The sequence below is a fragment of the Nocardia sp. NPDC050406 genome (assembly GCF_044459025.1).
GTDB lineage: Bacteria > Actinomycetota > Actinomycetes > Mycobacteriales > Mycobacteriaceae > Nocardia.
In genome coordinates this window covers 64,830-79,557 of record NZ_JBITIM010000004.1, presented here as the reverse complement: position 1 = coordinate 79,557, position 14,728 = coordinate 64,830, and the positions used below count along the sequence as shown (strand labels likewise).

Sequence of the window (14,728 nt, the reverse complement as noted above, 5' to 3'; positions counted from 1 at the left end):
CTCTCGTTACGGCGCTGGCAGTGGGGAGGGGATCGGGTCTGCCGCTGGGAGCGGGGTGAGGGGTTCGGGGATGGGGGAGCCCGCTGGGGTTTGTGTGGTGCCGTAGTTGTCGAGGATGGTGGTCACGATATTGGTGACCTTGTTGAAGATGAGTGAGCCGTATTGGAAGTCGGTGCGGACGCCGTCGGTTACGGGGTATTCGTTGCCCTTGGGCATGCCGAGCAGGCCGGTGAACGCGCCCAGTTGGATGAAGCGCTCCAGGATCTTTCCGGCCATCTGGAAGATCTGCCCGTTGGGGGTGGCGTAGACAAGGCCATTGGTGAACTGGGCGTATTGGCCGCCGTCGAGGGTGGGGCGGGGTTCGGAGATGGGGGCGCCCAGGGGTCCCGTCGCACCGCCCTGCTCGTTCCAGTGCCGGGCCACGGGGCTCTTGTCGAGCATGGTCAGCAGCTTGCCGGTGAGGTCGGCCAGGGTCGCCAGGTCGGCTTCGGTCTGCGGGTCCAGTGATTGCTGGGGGTCCGAGCGCTGTTCGGTGCGCGAGCGCGGGGGTGACTGCGGGCTCGACACCTGGCCGGTGGCACCGGCGGCGATGCCGCGAATGCGGTCCATGAGGTCGTAGGCGGCGTCGCCGGGGCAGGAGGTGTTGCCGACGTCGCGGTGCGCGAACACGATGGGCAGTTTCACCGACTCGTTCAGGGCGTAGCGGGTGTACTCGCTGCCCTCGGAGATCATGGTGGTGGAACCCTCGGGATCGAGCGAGGCGATCTTGGCGCGCCAGCCGACGAAATCGCCCATGGCCTGGACGGCCGCCTCGCTCGGGGCCTCCTCCTCGTGATTGCCCATGAACGCCACGCCGGAGGTGTTCTCGTTGAACCCGCCCGCGTGCGCGCCCTGCACCGGCTTGTCGAGTCCGCCCGCGCGGCCCTCGAAGATCTGCCCGTACTTGTCGACCAGGGCGTTGTAGCCGATATCGCACCAGCCCAACGTTTTCGCGTGATACGCGTAGATGGCGCGCACGATGCCCGCCGACTCCGATTTGGAGTAGTCGTTGCGACCCGCGGTGTGGTGCACCGTGATTCCGGCGACGCCGTCCTTGTCGTAGGTCGGATCCTCGCAGCGCATCGACTCGTCCGCGCCCCACTGCGCGCGGCTGATCACCTTCGGCCCGCCGCCCGGCAGCGGGGCGGCGACCTCGGAGAGCGTGGCGTCGATGGCCCCGCGACCCGGATCGATGAGGACGGCGGAGAGCGCCTCCAGGCCGATCTGCGCGGGGTCGGCGGCGGCATCGGTGCGCGGGACCGGGCTCACGGCGGGTTGGCGGGGCGCGGGCACACCCTCGGCGGGTTGCGCCGGAACCGCGGGCACGCCCTCGGCGGGTGCTCCCGGCGCGCGTGGCGCGCCCTCGGCTCCGGCCGTGACCTGCTCCGGTGTGCCCGCCGCGGCCTTGCGCGTCAGCAGGATCTGCACCGCTTTGGTATTGCCCACATAGATCGGCTCGGTGCCCGTCTTCGCGTCCGGCACACCGTCTTTGGCGGTCGTGTCCACCGGCTCGGCCGTGAACCACTCGCCCCAACTGCCGTCGGCGCGCTTGGCGCGGATCATGGCCGTGGTGCCCGCCAGCTGCTTGGCGGTGAGCGCCACCATGCTGAAAGGCGTGTCGCGGGTGATCTCCTTGACCTGCGCGCCGACCTTGTCGACCAGATCGTTGGGCACCACGCCGGGCGCGAGCGCGGGGCGGTTGGGGTCGCCGCCGATCACCGGCGCGGCAGGCTGTGCGGGAGCGTGGGTTTCGAGGCCGGTCTCTGGATCGGTGTGCGGCCCAGGGGCATTCGCGGAGGGGGTTTCGGGTCCAGCGCCGCCGGGGGCCGGTGGAGTGTTCACGCCAGGCGTGGATTCGGCGGGGACTGAAGGCTTTTGGTTGCCCGGATCGGTGGGCGCGGCGTCGTTTCCGACACTCGGCGCGCTCGGGGCGGGGGATTGCGGTGCGCTCTGGGACTCCGTCGAACCGGGGTCGGCGATGAATCCGGGCGCAGCGGTGAAGGGTCCCTGGGGTTCGGCGGCGGGCTTCTCCAGCCGAGGTAGTGGAATCTCCTCGGGTAGTCGCACACCGGGTGGTAGCGGTAGGTCCGGAGGGATCTTGATCGACGCCGGTAGCGGTAGCAGCCGCAGGTCGGACAGGCGTAAGTCCGGTAGCGGCAGGCCGGTGATGTCACGCAGCGGCAGCACCACGTCGGGTGCGTTGTTCAGTGCTGTCTCCGCCATGGTGGCCGGTATAGCCGCGAGTTTGCTTTCATCGGTGTTCCGGTATGTCGGCGTGTCGCTCAGCGCGAGTACACCCACCGGAGCTGTAACCGCTAGAAGGGTGACAACCGGGAGGACAAATGAGCGTTTCGGTTTGCGGTACGGCACGTGAATCTCCCATTCCAGATAGAACCGTCGATCGTCACCCGGCAACGGGGGTTGATTCCTGACGAATCAACGATCACACTAGTCCCAACTGTCACAAGCCCTAAATCTGTAGTTGAGGATTACCAAGCGGTAGCTCGAATGTAGCCTCGGAAGCCAACAGAACGGGTATGACATGCCGAACGGGTACCTGCTACAGCAACGGAGACGGCGCAGAACCATCAGTCTCTGCGTGGCCACCGCCGCCGTGACCGGCGGCACCGCCCTCGTGCTCTGGGCCTGGCCGGACACCTCCGGCGACGGCCCGCGCACGCAGGCCGCGGCCGGTCCGTACGGCCACGGCCGCGGACTCAGCCAGCACGGCGCGTACAACCAGTCGCAGGAGGGCTGGAACGCCGAACGGATTCTGGCGCACTACTATCCGGGCGCCGAGCTGGGCAGCATCGGGCCGACCAATGTCCGCGTGCGGCTCATGGCCCAGGACGACAGCACCCTCGACGTCTTCTCCGAGGCCGGACTCTTCGTGGCGGGCCGCCGCGTCATCGCGGGCCAGGCCGCCCATCTCACCGCCACCCCGACCGGGGCCGATGTGGTGATCACCAGCAATTGCGACGGCGAAGTGCTCTGGGAGGGCTCGACCGACGACCCCTGGGTCTATCCGGTCGAACTCGGCCCGGACCGACCGGCCGAGGAGCATCTCACCCTCTGCGGCGGCAGCGCCTATCGCGGCGCGCTCGGCGTCGCGCTCGAGGGCGAGGCCGCGCGCACCGTGAACGACGTCGACGTGGACGACTACCTGCGCGGCGTGGTGCCCTCCGAGATGCAGCCCAACTGGGCCGATCAGGGCGGCGCGGAAGCCCTTCGCGCACAAGCGATCGCGGCGCGCTCCTACGCCCTGGCCGAACAGCGCTACGACTACGCCCAGACCTGCGACACCACCGACTGCCAGGCTTATACGGGCACCGACAAGGAGGACGAACGCACCACCGCGGCGGTGCTGGCCTCCTCCGGCCAGGTGCTGTTGCGCGACGGTCGGATTCTGCGCAGCGAGTACTCGGCCGCGCCCGACGGCGGTTCGGCCATCGATATCCAGACCCTCGAGGTGGGTCCGACCCCGGCCGAATTGGCCCCGGGGCCAATGCCTTCCACCGACGTGCCGGAAGAACTCCCCACCGACGGCACCGATCCGGCGAGCCAGATCCCCGCCGTGGTCATGGACCTCATCGATCTGATGATCAACGAACCGGGCCAGGTCGCCACGCCGGTGCAGGCCGGAGCGCCCGGCACCATGGCCCCGAGCACGGCCTCCACCCCGACCCCGCCGCCCGCGCAGTATCCCCAGCGGACCGCACCGAGCGGCCAGAATGGACTGCCGAGCGCGACGGGGCAGGGTGCCACGGGCTCGGGTGCGACGGTGCCCAGTGCGACCGGTCCGGGCGCGCCAGCCAGCAATGCGCCCGTCCCCGGGGCCACGGTCTCGGATGTGCCGGGTCCCACCGTCTCCGACGAATCCGTTCCGTTCTCCGAGTCCGTCCCGGCCGAATAGGCCCTACCCGCAACCGAATACGCCTGAACTCAGGTGAGCGAGGTGTCGCCGAGCGATTCGGCGAGGCCGCGCAACAGGTCCCTGAGCTGAATCCGATCATGTTCCGGCAGCGCGGCGAGCAGTCGCCGTTCATTGGCGAGATGCAGCGGTAGCAGCTCGTCCACCAGGGCGCGCCCCTTGTCGGTGAGCTGTACCCGGATGGACCGGCGATCCACCGGATCCGGGACGCGGACGACCAGATCCTTGGCCGCCAGCCGGTCGATGCGGTTGGTGATCGCGCCCGAGGTGCGCATGGCCGCCTTGTTGAGCGCGCCCGCGGACAGCCCTTCCTCGCCGCCGGAGCGTCGCAGGGTGGCGAGCACGTCGAACTCCCAGAACTCCATGCCGTGGCCGCGGAAGAAGTCGCCGAGCTCGCGATCCAACACCTGGCCCAGCCGGGTGATGCGGGCGATCACCTCCATGGGCGCGACATCCACGTCGGGGCGGACTTCGCGCCACGCCGTCGTGATCAGGTCGACAGCGTCGGCCATGGGCACTCCTCTCAACGGAAATAATCTCAACGTGAAGATACTTGACGCTGAGGTATCTCAGTGGTTTTATTTCAACGTTGAGATTATCAATGAGGAGCGAAAAATGACCACCGCCCGCGCCGGAGCCGCCTCGTACACCGGGACGCTCGCCCTGACCGCCGTGGCACCCCTGGTGTGGGGCTCCACCTACTTCGTCACCACCGAATACCTGCCGCCGGACCGTCCGATGTTCACCGCCCTCATGCGCGCCCTGCCCGCCGGACTGCTGCTGTTGGCCGCGACCCGGGCCCTGCCGCGCGGCGAATGGCTGTGGAAGGCAGGGGTTCTCGGCGTCCTGAACATCGGCGCGTTCTTCCCGCTGCTGTTCCTGGCCGCCTACCGGCTGCCCGGCGGTGTGGCCGCGGTGCTCGGCTCGGCGCAGCCCATGTTCGCGCTCGGCCTGGCGGCGCTGTTGCTCAACGAGAAGCCCACGGTGCGCAAGGTCGCGGCGGGTCTGATCGGCCTGTTCGGCGTCGCGCTGGTGGTCCTGAAGTCCACCGCCGTCCTCGACACCGTCGGCATCGTCGCCGGACTGCTCGGCGCCGCCTCCATGGGCGCGGGCATCGTGCTCACCAAGAAGTGGGGACGCCCGGAAGGCGTTGGGCCCCTGGGCATGACGGGCTGGCAGCTGACCGCGGGCGGTATCGTGCTGCTGCCCTTGGCCCTGCTGATCGAAGGCGCACCGCCCGCCCTGGACGCCACCGCCATCGGCGGCTACCTCTACCTCGGCCTGCTCGGCACCGCCGCCGCCTACGGACTGTGGTTCCGCGGCCTGGCCAAGCTGCCCACCAGCTCGGCGTCGCTGCTCGGCCTGCTCAGCCCGCTCTCGGCCGCCGTCATCGGCTGGATCGCCCTCGGTCAGTCGCTGGGCGTGATCCAGTGGCTCGGCATCGTCATCGCCCTGGGCGGCACCCTGCTCGGCCAACTGGCGGCCGCGCCCAAGCCCACAACCCAACTCGCCGAGCCGGTTCCGGTCCCGGTTCCGGCTCGCTGATCGATCACCGCACACCCGCATTCACCACGAAGGATTCGAAAGATCATGCACATCACCGTTTTCGGAGCCACCGGCGGCGTCGGCAGCCGAGTCGTCGAGGAAGCGCTGCGGCGCGGGCACACGGTGCGCGCCGTCGCCCGTAATCCCGAACGGCTGGGCGCGCTGCCCGCCGAGGTCGAGATTCGCGGCGCGGACGCCAGCGATCCGGCGCAGATCGCCGAGACCGCCGTCGGTAGCGATGTCGTCATCAGCGCGACCCGCCCCGTCGTAGGCCGCGAGCACGAACTCGCCGAGGTCGCGGCCGCACTGCTGGAAGGACTGTCGCACAGCGATATTCGACTGCTGGTGGTCGGCGGCGCGGGCAGCCTGATCGTGCCTGGCACCGGCAAGATCCTCAGCGAACAGCCCGACTTCCCTGCCGAACTGTTGCCGATCGCCGACGCGTGCAACCGCCAGCTCGACGTCTTCCGCGCGGCCCAGGACGGCCCGGTGAACTGGACCTACCTGAGCCCGGCGGCGCTGCTCGAGCCCGGCGAGCGCACCGGCGACTTCCGCCTCGGCACCGATGAGCTGCTCGCCGACGCCGACGGCAACTCCGCCATCTCCATGGAGGATCTGGCCGTCGCCCTGGTGGACGAGGCCGAGAATCCGAAGCACCACCGGACCCGCTTCACCGCCGGGTACTGAGTGACGCGGCGCATACTCGAAACAGGCTTGACCTTGACGTAGCGTCAACTTGCATGCTGGATTCCGTCGAAGTGAACGAGGAGGAAGGGACGTGAGCGCGTCAACCGAATGGTCCATCCAGGATCTGGCCAAGGCGGCGGGCACCACCAGCCGCACCCTGCGGCACTACGGCCAACTCGGCCTGCTGCCGCCCAGCCGGATCGGGGCCAACGGTTACCGCTATTACGACCAGGGCTCCCTCGTACGGCTGCAACGCATTCTGCTGCTGCGCGAACTCGGCCTCGGCCTACCGGTCATCGCCGAAGTGCTCGCGGGAGAACAGGATCCGGCCGCCGCCCTGCGCACGCATCTGGAACTGCTCCGCCAGGAACAGGACCGGCTCGCACGCCAGATCGCTTCGGTGCACACAACATTGCGCAAAACGGAAGCAGGTGAGCCACTCATGGCAGACGAAGTATTCGACGGATTCGACCACACCCAGTACAAGGACGAGGTCATCGAGCGGTGGGGCAAGGACGCCTACGAGCAGGGCGACCGCTGGTGGAAATCCCTCAGCGACGCCGACAAGAAGGCGTTCATGCAGACCCACCTCGATATCGCCGCCGACTACGGCCGGGCGCACGCGGCCGGAACCCCCGTGGACAGCGACGAGGTGCAGGCCATCGTCCAGCGGCACTACGACTGGCTCGGCATCACACAGAAGACCGTCGCCAAGGAGTACTTCCTCGGCCTCGGTGAAATGTACGTCGCCGACCCGCGATTCGCCGTCAACTACGACAAGCACGGTGAAGGCACGGCCGAGTACGTCCGCGACGCCATGAAGGTGTTCGCCGAGGCCCGGCTGTAATCGACAGCGCCACAGGTGGTTCCGCTCGTCCGAGCGGAGACGAACGAAGCGCCCCTCCAGCAATGCTGGAGGGGCGCTTCGTTCGAGGGGTATGTCGACAGTGGGTACGATTTGCCGCCTGGTCAGCCGCCCAAACCGATGAGTTCGATTCGCATCTCGAATGGTTCGCTGGTTTCCAGCAGCTTGCGATGTACATCAGTCGGTAAGTACTGACCAGTCGAATCGTCCAACCGGAAGGTGTAGGCGACGGGTTCGAAGTCCTCGGGCTCGATTCGCCAGAAATACGGAATTCCAGCCCTGGCATAGTCCATCGGCCGGATCATACGATCCTTGCGCCGAGTGCTCGGGGACACGATCTCTACCGCCAAGGTAATCGCCGATTTCGGCAGGACATTCTCCTCCGGCAGCGCGGCAGCGCGGTCGACGACCACGATGTCGGGTACGGGCGCAAAATCATCGGTGATTTCGATCGCTTGTTCCACCTCGACCGACAAGTGTGCCGGGCAATGGGTTTCCATCGCGACGGCCAAGCGCCGGAGTACCCGGTTGTGCCACAACGTGGCCGCAGCCATCATCACGGCTACACCGTCCTCGAGCTCGAAGCGGAATCCAGGGTCGTAACCGGCGCGCAGATCGGCTACGGTCAGCCCGCCGGGCGCGGTCACGATCTGATGCGGCTCTGCTATCACCGTCACCTCCCAAGTTCTACCTCAGCCTATGTCTGCGCGATGGTGCTTTCCGCATTATCGCGCAGCCTGGGCAACCAGGCGCGGTGGACGCGGGCGTTCGCCACGCTGTGCCGGAAATCGCTGACCTGCTGATCGAAGGCGGCCGATGCCCCAGTCGGCGACTCCACCCAGCCATCCCCCGCACTTCCGATACGCTGGGCTCCCGTGACCGTCGCATCCCCCTTCGATCTCGTCATTGTCGGCTCCGGCTTCTTCGGACTGACCATCGCGGAACGCACCGCCAACCTGCTGGGCAAGCGGGTTCTGGTGGTCGAGCGCCGCTATCACCTCGGCGGCAACGCGTACTCGGAGGCGGATCCCGAAACGGGTATCGAAATCCACAAGTACGGAGCCCACCTGTTCCACACCTCGAACAAGCGGGTGTGGGATTACGTGAACCAGTTCACCGAGTTCACCAACTACCAGCACCGCGTCTTCGCGATGCACAAGGGCCAGGCGTACCAGTTCCCGATGGGACTGGGCCTCATCTCGCAATTCTTCGGGCGCTATTTCACCCCCGACGAGGCCAAGGCGCTCATTGCCGAACAGTCCGCCGAAATCGACACCAAGGACGCGGGCAATCTCGAGGAAAAGGCCATCTCGCTGATCGGCCGTCCGCTCTACGAGGCCTTCGTCCGCGATTACACCGCCAAGCAGTGGCAGACCGATCCCAAGGAATTGCCCGCGGGCAATATCACCCGCCTGCCGGTGCGCTACACCTTCGACAACCGCTACTTCAACGACACCTACGAGGGTCTGCCCAAGCACGGCTACACCGCGTGGCTGGCGAAGATGGCGGAATCCGATCTCATCGAGGTGCGCCTGGACACCGACTGGTTCGAGGTGCGCGACGAGATTCGCGCCCAGAATCCCGACGCCCCGGTCATCTACACCGGCCCGCTGGACCGCTACTTCGACTACGCCGAGGGCGAACTCGGCTGGCGCACCATCGATTTCGAGACCGAACACCTGGAAACCGGTGACTACCAGGGCACTTCGGTCATGAACTACAACGACGCGGACGTGCCCTTCACCCGCATCATCGAGCCGCGCCACTTCCACCCCGAGCGCGACTACCCGACCGACAAGACGGTCATCATGCGCGAGTACTCGCGCTTCGCCCAGACCGGCGACGAGCCGTACTACCCGATCAACACCCCGGAGGACCGCGCCAAGGTGCTGGCCTACCGGGAGCGCGCCAAGAAGGAAACCGCCGACGCCAAGGTGCTCTTCGGCGGCCGTCTGGGCACCTACCAGTACCTCGACATGCACATGGCCATCGGCAGCGCGCTGAGCATGTTCGACAATGTGCTGCGCCCGCACCTGGAATCCGGAGCCCCCTTGGTGGACACCGCCGAATGACCGCCCAAGTGATGTTGGAAGAGATGACCACCGACACCCGAGCGATCTCGCTGCTGCAGCGCATCATCCTGCCCCGTCCGGGCGAACCCCTGGACGTGCGCACGCTGTACCTCGAGGAATCCGAGACCAATGCCCGCCGCGCGCACGCGCCGACGCGCACCTCGCTGTCCATCGGCGCGGAGTCCGAGGTGTCGTTCTGCACCTACTTCAATGCCGTGCCCGCCAGCTACTGGCGGCGCTGGTCGATCCTGAAATCGGTGGTGCTGCGGCTGGACCTGTCCGGCCACGGCCGCGTGGACGTCTACCGCTCCAAGGCCGACGGCTCACGAATCCACGTGCAGGGCAACGAGTTCAGCGCGCCGGGCGGTGCGCTGAACACCGTCGTGGAGTTCGAGGTGGAGCTGGCCCCGTTCGAGGACGGCGGCTGGATCTGGTTCGACATCACCACCGATACCGCGGTCGAATTGCGCAGCGGCGGTTGGTATGCGCCCATGGAGGCTCCGGGCGTCGGCAGCATCGCCGTCGGCATGCCCACCTTCAACCGGCCCACCGACGCGGTGAAAACCATTGCGGCCCTCGGCTCGGACCCGCTGGTGCTGGACAAGATCAAGGCCGTCATCATTCCCGACCAGGGCACCCGCAAGGTGGTGGACGAACCCGGATTCGCCGAGGCCGCAGCGCCTTTGGGTGATCGTCTGGCCTTCCACGACCAGCCCAACCTGGGTGGCTCGGGCGGTTACAGCCGGGTCATGTACGAGGCGCTCAAGACCACCGACGCCGAGTACATCGTCTACATGGACGACGATATCGAGATCGAGCCGGACTGCATTCTGCGCGCCCTGGCCTTCTCGCGCTTCGCCAAATCGCCGATCCTCACCGGCGGCCAGATGCTCAACCTGCAGGAGCGCTCGCACCTGCACACCATGGGCGAGGTGGTGGACCGGTCCATCTTCATGTGGACCGCGGCCCCGAATGTCGAGTACGACCACGACTTCTCGAAGTACCCGCTGCGCGACCGCGACAATTCCAAACTGCTGCACCGGCGTATCGACGTCGACTTCAACGGCTGGTGGACCTGTGTCATCCCGCGCCGCGTGGCCGAGGAGATCGGGCAGCCGCTGCCGCTGTTCCTCAAGTGGGACGACGTCGAATACGGTTTGCGCGCACGGCAAGCCGGATATCCGACCGTCACCCTGCCCGGTGCGGCCGTCTGGCACATGGCGTGGAGCGACAAGGACGACGCCATCGACTGGCAGGCCTACTTCCACCTGCGCAACCGCCTGGTCGTCGCCTCGCTGCACCTGCCCAACGACGGACGGCCCATGGTCGTCAACACCGTCAAGGCGACGCTGAAACACCTGCTCTGCCTGGAGTATTCGACCGTCGCCATCCAGAACCAGGCGATTCGCGACTACCTGGCGGGCCCGGAGCACCTGTTCGAACTGCTGCCGACCGCACTCGGCAAGGTGCACGCCATGCGCAAGCAGTTCCCGGACGCGGTCGTGCTGCCGTCCTCGACGGAGCTGCCCATGGCCAGCCGCGCCGATGTGGGCGCGGTCGGCGAACCGGGCAATCCCATCGCCAAGGTGGCCCGGCTCGGCAAGGGCGTGCTGCACAACTTCCGCAAGGCCAAGCCGCAGCACCACGACACCCCGCAGCTCAATGTCCCCACCCTGGACGCGCGCTGGTTCCTGCTGTCGCAGGTGGACGGCGTCACCGTCACCACCGCCGACGGCCGCGGCGTGGTCTACCGCAAGCGCGATCCGCGCCAGGCCCTCGCGCTGTTCAAGGAGGCCATGCGCCTGCGCAAGGAACTCGCCGAGCGCTTCCCGCGGGTGCGCGAGGAGTACCGGAAGGCGCATCCGTGGCTGACCAGCACCTCCGCCTGGGAGAACGTCTTCGGCATCGATTCAGGAGAAACCAAGTGAGCGCCGCCCCCGACGCCTTCGGTACCGACCGCGAACTGCCCATCGTCACCGCCGAGGAGAATCCCGAGCAGGGCTGCTGTGGCGGCGGCTGCTGCGGCGAGCCCGCCTCGCCCACCGAGGTGGCGATCATCAGCGAGGTGCAGAACCGCATCGGCACCCCGGGCGTCATCAAGGCGGCCCGCGGCATGTCGCACTTCGGCGAGCACGCCCTGGGCTGGATGGCCATCGGCGCGGCCGGTGCGCTGGTCGACAAGAAGCGCCGCCGCCAGTGGGCGGGGGTGGCCGTCGGCGCGTTCGGCTCGCACGCGGCCTCGGTCGTGATCAAGCGCATCGTCCGCCGCCCGCGCCCGAACGATCCGTCGGTGCAGGTCAACGTGTCGACGCCGAGCAAGCTCAGCTTCCCGTCCTCGCACGCGACATCCACCACGGCGGCGGCTGTGTTGCTCGGTAGGCTCACCGGGCTACCCTTGCCTGCGGTGCTCGTCCCGCCGATGCTGTTGTCCCGGGTCGTTCTCGGAGTCCACTACCCATCGGACGTGCTCGCCGGTTCGGCATTGGGGGCGGCATCAGCTGCCGTAGTGCTTGCCGCCGAAAAGAGACTCGCCAAGTGACCACACAGGAAAGAGCCAGCGTTGATATGAGCGAAGAGCCGACCAGCACCGACCTAGCCGAGGCGGTCATCAAGGGTCCGCCCAAGACGCTGGCCGGGGGCCTCGTCAAGGCCGCGCGCCCGCGTCAGTGGGTCAAGAACGTGCTGGTCCTGGCCGCGCCATTGGCCGCTGGCAAGACCGCCTCCGGTGACCTGGTGATCGGCGACTGGTCGGTCATCTGGCACGTCGGCATCGCCTTCGTGGTGTTCTGTCTCGCGGCCTCGGGCATCTACCTGATCAACGACGCGCTGGACGTGGAGGCCGACCGCGCGCACCCGACCAAGCGCTACCGGCCCATCGCCGCCGGGGTGGTGCCGGTGAATCTGGCCTACGCCCTGTCCGCGCTGCTGCTGCTGAGCTCGATCCTGCTCTCGTTCGTCGCCAACTGGAACCTGGCCCTGGTCATGGCCGTCTACATCGGTATCCAGCTGGCCTACTGCTTCGGCCTCAAACATCAGGCCGTGCTCGACATCTGCATCGTCTCCTCCGGCTTCCTGCTGCGCGCGGTGGCCGGTGGCGCGGCGGCCGGTATCGACCTGTCGCAGTGGTTCCTGCTCATCATGGCCTTCGGCTCGCTGTTCATGGCGGCCGGAAAGCGTTATGCCGAACTGAAGATCGCGCTCGACACCGGCGCGAAGATCCGCAAGTCGCTGCAGTACTACACGCCGACCTACCTGCGTTTCGTCTGGACCATCTCGGCCACCGCGGTGGTGGTGTTCTACGGTCTGTGGGCGTTCGAACAGGGTCGCGCCAAGGACACCGAGTGGTTCGCCATCTCGATGATCCCCTTCACCATCGCGGTGCTGCGCTACGCGGTGGATGTCGACGGCGGTGAAGCCGGTGAGCCCGAAGAGATCGCCCTGGGGGACCGTGTCCTCCAGTTCCTCGCAATCGCCTTGATCGGAGCGGTAGGTGTCGCTGTCTATCTCACCTGATGTGGTAGCGGGACAGGAGCAGGAGGAAGTGGTCAACCCGACGCAGGCCTTGCCGGTCGGGTTGGCGCGTCGCGCCGGTGACTCGGCGCGCGGCTTCACGCGACTATCCCGCGCCACATTCGTCGGTGGGATCGCGCTGACCGCGACACTGTTCGCGGTCGGCGGTTGGCAGCGGCGCTGGATCGCCGACGACGGTCTGATCGTGCTGCGCACGGTGCGAAACCTGCTGGCGGGCAACGGCCCGGTCTTCAACGCGGGGGAACGCGTCGAGGCGAACACCAGTACGGCCTGGACCTACATCGTCTGGTTCTTCAGCTGGCTCACCCAGGCGCGACTCGAGTACGTGGTGCTCTCCATCGCGCTGACGCTGTCGGTGGGCGCGATCGTCTTCGCCATGCTCGGCGCGGCGCGACTGTGGGGCGGAACGACTTCCGCGCTCCTGTTGCCCGCCGGTGCGCTGGTCTACATCGCGGTGCCCCCGGCCCGCGACTACGCCACCTCCGGACTGGAGTCCAGCCTGGTCATCTTCTGGCTGGCGCTGTTGTGGTGGTGGATGATTCGCTGGAGCCAGGCCGAGAAGATCCGGCTGGCAAGCCTTTTCGGGCTGGTGTTCACCGCCGGTCTGGCGCCGCTCATCCGCCCGGAGATGGCGCTGGTCGGCGCGCTGGCGCTGCTCATGATCTTCTGCGCGCCGCTGCCGAGGACCCGACTGAAGCCGCTCGTGCTGCGCGCGATCATCGTGACGGTCGCGGGCCTCGTTCCGGTGGGCTACCAGATCTGGCGGATGGGCTACTACGGCCTGCCCTACCCCAATACCGCGGTCGCCAAGGACGCGGGCGGGGCCAAATGGGGCCAGGGCATGGTCTACCTGTGGAATCTGGTGGGGCCGTACTGGTTGCTGGTGCCGCTGGCGCTGCTCGGGTCGATCGGCGTCGTCGCGTGGCGGCAGTACCGGGCCGACGGTTCGCCGGGACGCCCTGTGGCGGAGGCGGATTCGACCGCGACGCCGGACGGGTCCGCGCGCGGTCGGCTGAGTGGTTTCCGCGTCTGGCTGCGCACCCCCGCGGCCGTCGTGGCGCTCATGATCGGCACCGGCCTGCTGCTCGTCGTCTACGAGATCCGCGTCGGCGGCGACTTCATGCACGGTCGCATGCTGCTGCCGCAGCTGTTCGCGCTGCTGCTGCCGGTCATGGTGGTGCCGGTGCGGTTGCCGCGGCGGAACCCGATGGGCGAGACCGCTTTCCGGCGGGTCGACTGGTCCTTCGTGGCGATTGTCGCCGCGTGGGTCGGCACCCTCGGCTGGGCGGTGTTCGCCTGCAACACCACGGCCATCAAGTCGGGCACGACCATCAGCTCGACGGGCATCGTGGACGAGCGCATCTACTACGTGCTGCAGACCGGCCACGACCACCCCATTCGCGCCGAGGACTACCTCGACTACCCGCGCATGCGGGCCATGGTCAAGGACATCACCGAGAGCCCCAACGGCGGCCTGCTGCTGAACTCGCCCTCGTTCATGTTCTGGTACATCGCGCCGCCGCCGCTGCCCATCCCGGAGGGCGGGGCCGGACATACCGTGTTCTTCCTGAACCTCGGTATGACCAGCATGAACGTGCCGCTGGACGTGCGCGTCATCGATCAGATGGGCCTGGCCTATCCGCTCGCCGCGCACACCGACCGGCTCGTCGACGGCCGCATCGGCCACGACAAGAGCCTCTACCCGGACTGGGTGATCGTCGATACCGGCATGGTCGACCAGAAGCCGTGGATGCCCTGGTATCTGGACGAGAAGTGGGTGAAGCAGGCGCGCACCGCGCTGTCCTGCCCGGAAACGCAGGCGCTGCTGATCTCTTCGCGCGATCCGCTCACCTTCGAGCGCTTCCGGCACAACCTGCGCAATGCGCTGGACTTCGCGAGCTACCGCATCGACCGGGTGCCGAAGTACGAGATCCAGCGGTGCAACCTGGTGGACCCGACGACACCGCCGCCCGCGCCGCGCTGAGTCGCCAGACGACATACCCCCTCCGGTGGTCACCGGAGGGGGTATGCCTATTCTGGGCGTGTCGTCGCTGATGA

At 67.5% G+C, this 14,728-nt stretch carries 12 protein-coding genes; 9 read left to right on the top strand and 3 right to left on the bottom strand.

Annotated features, from left to right (window positions below; genetic code table 11):
• Nucleotides 1-6: 6 nt before the first annotated feature.
• Nucleotides 7-2,262, bottom strand: coding sequence for an N-acetylmuramoyl-L-alanine amidase (locus ACIBH2_RS29100; RefSeq protein WP_397123227.1), 2,256 nt, complete (start codon nucleotides 2,260-2,262; stop codon nucleotides 7-9).
• Nucleotides 2,263-2,638: 376 nt separating this feature from the next.
• Here ACIBH2_RS29100 and ACIBH2_RS29095 point away from each other — a divergent pair, with 376 nt between their 5' ends.
• Nucleotides 2,639-3,952 carry a SpoIID/LytB domain-containing protein gene (locus tag ACIBH2_RS29095; protein ID WP_397123225.1) on the top strand — a complete coding sequence of 438 codons (1,314 nt, stop codon included), beginning with the start codon at nucleotides 2,639-2,641 and terminating at the stop codon, nucleotides 3,950-3,952.
• Between the two features lie 29 nt (nucleotides 3,953-3,981).
• Here the strand turns inward: ACIBH2_RS29095 and ACIBH2_RS29090 are convergent, their stop codons facing one another.
• A complete protein-coding gene (locus tag ACIBH2_RS29090; protein WP_397123223.1) occupies nucleotides 3,982-4,482 on the bottom strand; it encodes a MarR family winged helix-turn-helix transcriptional regulator in 501 nt (166 codons plus the stop codon).
• A 103-nt stretch (nucleotides 4,483-4,585) separates the two neighbouring features.
• Between ACIBH2_RS29090 and ACIBH2_RS29085 the strand changes: the two genes are divergently transcribed.
• The 3 genes from ACIBH2_RS29085 to ACIBH2_RS29075 all read left to right on the top strand — a co-directional run bounded on the left by ACIBH2_RS29085 (nucleotide 4,586) and on the right by ACIBH2_RS29075 (nucleotide 7,049).
• Nucleotides 4,586-5,515: an EamA family transporter gene (locus ACIBH2_RS29085; protein ID WP_397123221.1), complete on the top strand. Its 930-nt coding sequence runs from the start codon at nucleotides 4,586-4,588 to the stop codon at nucleotides 5,513-5,515.
• A 45-nt stretch (nucleotides 5,516-5,560) separates the two neighbouring features.
• Nucleotides 5,561-6,202: an NAD(P)-dependent oxidoreductase gene (locus ACIBH2_RS29080; protein ID WP_397123219.1), complete on the top strand. Its 642-nt coding sequence runs from the start codon at nucleotides 5,561-5,563 to the stop codon at nucleotides 6,200-6,202.
• 91 nt (nucleotides 6,203-6,293) lie between these two features.
• The gene (locus ACIBH2_RS29075) at nucleotides 6,294-7,049 is read left to right on the top strand and encodes a MerR family transcriptional regulator (protein ID WP_397123217.1); all 756 of its coding nucleotides are present in this window, start codon (nucleotides 6,294-6,296) and stop codon (nucleotides 7,047-7,049) included.
• Between the two features lie 122 nt (nucleotides 7,050-7,171).
• On the opposite strand, the gene ACIBH2_RS29070 is transcribed toward ACIBH2_RS29075, so the two are convergent.
• Nucleotides 7,172-7,744, bottom strand: coding sequence for a Uma2 family endonuclease (locus ACIBH2_RS29070; RefSeq protein ID WP_397123215.1), 573 nt, complete (start codon nucleotides 7,742-7,744; stop codon nucleotides 7,172-7,174).
• Between the two features lie 198 nt (nucleotides 7,745-7,942).
• Here ACIBH2_RS29070 and glf point away from each other — a divergent pair, with 198 nt between their 5' ends.
• The 5 genes from glf (at nucleotide 7,943) to zomB (ending at nucleotide 14,654) form a co-directional block, all read left to right on the top strand.
• Nucleotides 7,943-9,139, top strand: a complete 1,197-nt coding sequence (glf, locus tag ACIBH2_RS29065; RefSeq protein WP_397123213.1) for a UDP-galactopyranose mutase — start codon at nucleotides 7,943-7,945, stop codon at nucleotides 9,137-9,139.
• On the top strand, nucleotides 9,136-11,067 hold the full coding sequence (locus ACIBH2_RS29060; protein WP_397123210.1) for a glycosyltransferase: 1,932 nt from the start codon (nucleotides 9,136-9,138) through the stop codon (nucleotides 11,065-11,067). The genes glf and ACIBH2_RS29060 overlap by 4 nt, the downstream gene beginning before the upstream one ends.
• A gap of 119 nt (nucleotides 11,068-11,186) precedes the next feature.
• Nucleotides 11,187-11,678: a phosphatase PAP2 family protein gene (locus tag ACIBH2_RS29055; RefSeq protein WP_397124237.1), complete on the top strand. Its 492-nt coding sequence runs from the start codon at nucleotides 11,187-11,189 to the stop codon at nucleotides 11,676-11,678.
• Nucleotides 11,679-11,704: 26 nt separating this feature from the next.
• Nucleotides 11,705-12,652, top strand: a complete 948-nt coding sequence (locus ACIBH2_RS29050) for a decaprenyl-phosphate phosphoribosyltransferase (protein ID WP_397123208.1) — start codon at nucleotides 11,705-11,707, stop codon at nucleotides 12,650-12,652.
• Entirely contained in the window at nucleotides 12,630-14,654 is a 2,025-nt protein-coding gene (gene zomB, locus ACIBH2_RS29045; RefSeq protein ID WP_397123206.1) for a flagellar motor control protein ZomB, read from the top strand. The genes ACIBH2_RS29050 and zomB overlap by 23 nt, the downstream gene beginning before the upstream one ends.
• Nucleotides 14,655-14,728: the final 74 nt, after the last annotated feature.